This is a genomic window from Mesorhizobium sp. WSM4820 (genome assembly GCF_055811075.1).
Map to the genome: position 1 here is coordinate 2,501 of NZ_JBVVQN010000049.1, position 3,567 is coordinate 6,067.

The window sequence follows — 3,567 nt, forward strand, 5'->3', positions numbered from 1 at the left end:
GAACTTCATAGCTCGCAAGGGGTGTGATTTGTCGCGGGAGACGCTCAATCTCCCGCATATGATGGGTTTGCCTAACCGCACCCTCGAACCGATCTCGAGAAGCTGGTCTTTTTGTGCCAATTCCATTGAAGCTAGATCCTGCACAGGATCTGGTTCGAGCGATGATCCCTTCGGGATCGCGCGATGGGTATTGGCAATGAGAACGATCAAGTGTCTTAAGGGCAATTGGTGGATGCCTTGGCATGCACAGGCGATGAAGGACGTGATACGCTGCGATAAGCTACGGGGAGGTGCGAATACCCTTTGATCCGTAGATTTCCGAATGGGGAAACCCACCTAAGGTGCTTGGAAAATCAGAGCAGCAGGGCAATTGGCGCGAGATCCCAAAAGGATTGAGCGTTAAGCGACGATCTCTTTGAGATCGCGCAGACTTGCTGCTGTGGTTTCCAAGGATCTGTTATAGGTAACTTATCCTGAATACATAGGGATAAAGTGGCGAACGCGGGGAACTGAAACATCTAAGTACCCGTAGGAAAGGACATCAACCGAGACTCCGGCAGTAGTGGCGAGCGAACCCGGACCAGGCCAGTGGCGATGATGAGACAAGCGGAACCTTCTGGAAAGTAGGGCCATAGTGGGTGACAGCCCCGTACGCGTAATGCAAATCATCGTCCTCGAGTAAGGCGGGACACGTGAAATCCTGTCTGAAATTGGGGGGACCACCCTCCAAGCCTAAGTACTCGTGCATGACCGATAGCGAACTAGTACCGTGAGGGAAAGGTGAAAAGCACCCCGACAAGGGGAGTGAAAGAGTACCTGAAACCGATTGCCTACAAACAGTGGGAGTCCAAGGTTCGTCCTGGGTGACCACGTACCTTTTGTATAATGGGTCAGCGACTTAGTGTGACGAGCAAGCTTAAACCGCTAGGTGTAGGCGCAGCGAAAGCGAGTCTGAACAGGGCGTTCAGTTCGTCGCATTAGACCCGAAACCGAGTGATCTAGCCATGAGCAGGTTGAAGGTAAGGTAACACTTACTGGAGGACCGAACCCATAACTGTTGCAATAGTTCGGGATGACTTGTGGCTAGGGGTGAAAGGCCAATCAAACTCGGAAATAGCTGGTTCTCCGCGAAATCTATTTAGGTAGAGCGTCGACCGAATACCCCAGGGGGTAGAGCACTGGATGGGCTAGGGGTCCTCACCGGATTACCAAACCTAACCAAACTCCGAATACCTGGGAGTACTAGTCGGCAGACACACGGCGGGTGCTAACGTCCGTCGTGAAAAGGGAAACAACCCTGACCTACAGCTAAGGTCCCCAAGTTATGGCTAAGTGGGAAAGGATGTGAGGATCCCAAAACAACCAGGATGTTGGCTTAGAAGCAGCCATCATTTAAAGAAAGCGTAACAGCTCACTGGTCTAAATAAGGGTCTTTGCGCCGAAAATGTAACGGGGCTCAAGCCATACACCGAAGCTTAGGGTTCGTGAGCAATCACGAGCGGTAGCGGAGCGTTCTGTAAGCTGATGAAGCCATACCCGTGAGGGGTGGTGGAGGTATCAGAAGTGCGAATGCTGACATGAGTAACGTAAGGGGAGTGAGAGACTCCCCCGCCGAAAGTCCAAGGGTTCCTGCTTAAAGCTAATCTGAGCAGGGTTAGCCGGCCCCTAAGTCGAGGCAGAAATGCGTAGACGATGGGAACCACGTTAATATTCGTGGGCCTGGAGGAAGTGACGGATCATTGAGGTAGTCCAATCTTATCGGATTGAACGGGCTGCTGCGTGGTTCCAGGAAATAGCTCCTCCTTATAGACCGTACCCGAAACCGACACTGGTGGACTGGTAGAGTATACCAAGGCGCTTGAGAGAACTATGCTGAAGGAACTCGGCAAATTGCACGCGTAACTTCGGAAGAAGCGTGACCCTTTTCCACGCAAGTGGAGGAGGGTGGCACAGACCAGGGGGTAGCGACTGTTTATCAAAAACACAGGGCTCTGCGAAGTCGCAAGACGACGTATAGGGTCTGACGCCTGCCCGGTGCTGGAAGGTTAAGAGGAGGGGTGCAAGCTCTGAATCGAAGCCCCAGTAAACGGCGGCCGTAACTATAACGGTCCTAAGGTAGCGAAATTCCTTGTCGGGTAAGTTCCGACCTGCACGAATGGCGTAACGACTTCCCCGCTGTCTCCAGCATAGACTCAGTGAAATTGAATTCCCCGTGAAGATGCGGGGTTCCTGCGGTTAGACGGAAAGACCCCGTGCACCTTTACTATAGCTTTACATTGGCATTCGTAGTGGCATGTGTAGGATAGGTGGTAGGCTTTGAAACCTGGGCGCCAGCTCAGGTGGAGCCACCCTTGAAATACCACCCTTATCACTATGGATGTCTAACCGCGGCCCGTCATCCGGGTCCGGGACAATGTATGGTGGGTAGTTTGACTGGGGCGGTCGCCTCCTAAAGAGTAACGGAGGCGCGCGATGGTGGGCTCAGAACGGTCGGAAATCGTTCGCTGAGTGCAATGGCATAAGCCTGCCTGACTGCGAGACTGACAAGTCGAGCAGAGACGAAAGTCGGTCATAGTGATCCGGTGGTCCCGCGTGGAAGGGCCATCGCTCAACGGATAAAAGGTACGCCGGGGATAACAGGCTGATGACCCCCAAGAGTCCATATCGACGGGGTTGTTTGGCACCTCGATGTCGACTCATCGCATCCTGGGGCTGGAGCAGGTCCCAAGGGTATGGCTGTTCGCCATTTAAAGCGGTACGTGAGTTGGGTTCAGAACGTCGTGAGACAGTTCGGTCCCTATCTGCCGTGGGTGTAGGAATATTGAAAGGATCTGTCCCTAGTACGAGAGGACCGGGATGGACGGATCTCTGGTGGACCTGTTGTGGCGCCAGCCGCATAGCAGGGTAGCTATATCCGGACGGGATAACCGCTGAAGGCATCTAAGCGGGAAACCCACCTTAAAACGAGTATTCCCTGAGAACCGTGGAAGACGACCACGTTGATAGGCCGGGTGTGGAAGAGCGGCAACGCTTGAAGCTTACCGGTACTAATAGTTCGATCGGCTTGATCGTTCTCATTCCTTATGCCCATTTGACAAAGTCAGATGGTCTTACCAGCGCTCACGCATGAGCGGCCCTTACGGGCCTATGCTCCGCGAGGGCGCCGGACGACCGGCGACGCGCAGTCGCGCTTGCGGGCTTACGCCCGAAGTGGTCTGCGAGAACGTCGCCATTGGCACGGAAAGACGGGCAAATGGCACAGGCTTATAGCGAGTGGGTATCTTCTACTTACTATTCCCTACTGCCTAATCCCTGACCCAGCTTCTCGAGCAACGTGCGCTTTGCCGACCTGGTGGTTATGGCGGAGCGGCTGCACCCGATCCCATTCCGAACTCGGCCGTGAAACGCTCCAGCGCTGATGGTACTTCGTCTCAAGACGCGGGAGAGTAGGTCGCTGCCAGGTCTGCAAAACGCACGTTGCAAAAATCCAGTCTTCTCCTTACAAAACAGGCCCGCCAATCGGGAACTCGGGCCGCGCAAGCGGCCCTTTCAGTTGGCGAAAGCTTG

At 54.1% G+C, this 3,567-nt stretch carries 2 rRNA genes; both read left to right on the top strand.

Features of this window, described 5'->3' with window-relative positions:
• Positions 1 to 204 precede the first annotated feature (204 nt).
• Positions 205 to 3,072 (top strand): 23S ribosomal RNA (locus tag AC0L2R_RS33525).
• Between the two features lie 276 nt (positions 3,073 to 3,348).
• Positions 3,349 to 3,463 (top strand): 5S ribosomal RNA (rrf, locus tag AC0L2R_RS33530).
• The last annotated feature ends 104 nt before the right edge of the window (positions 3,464 to 3,567 follow it).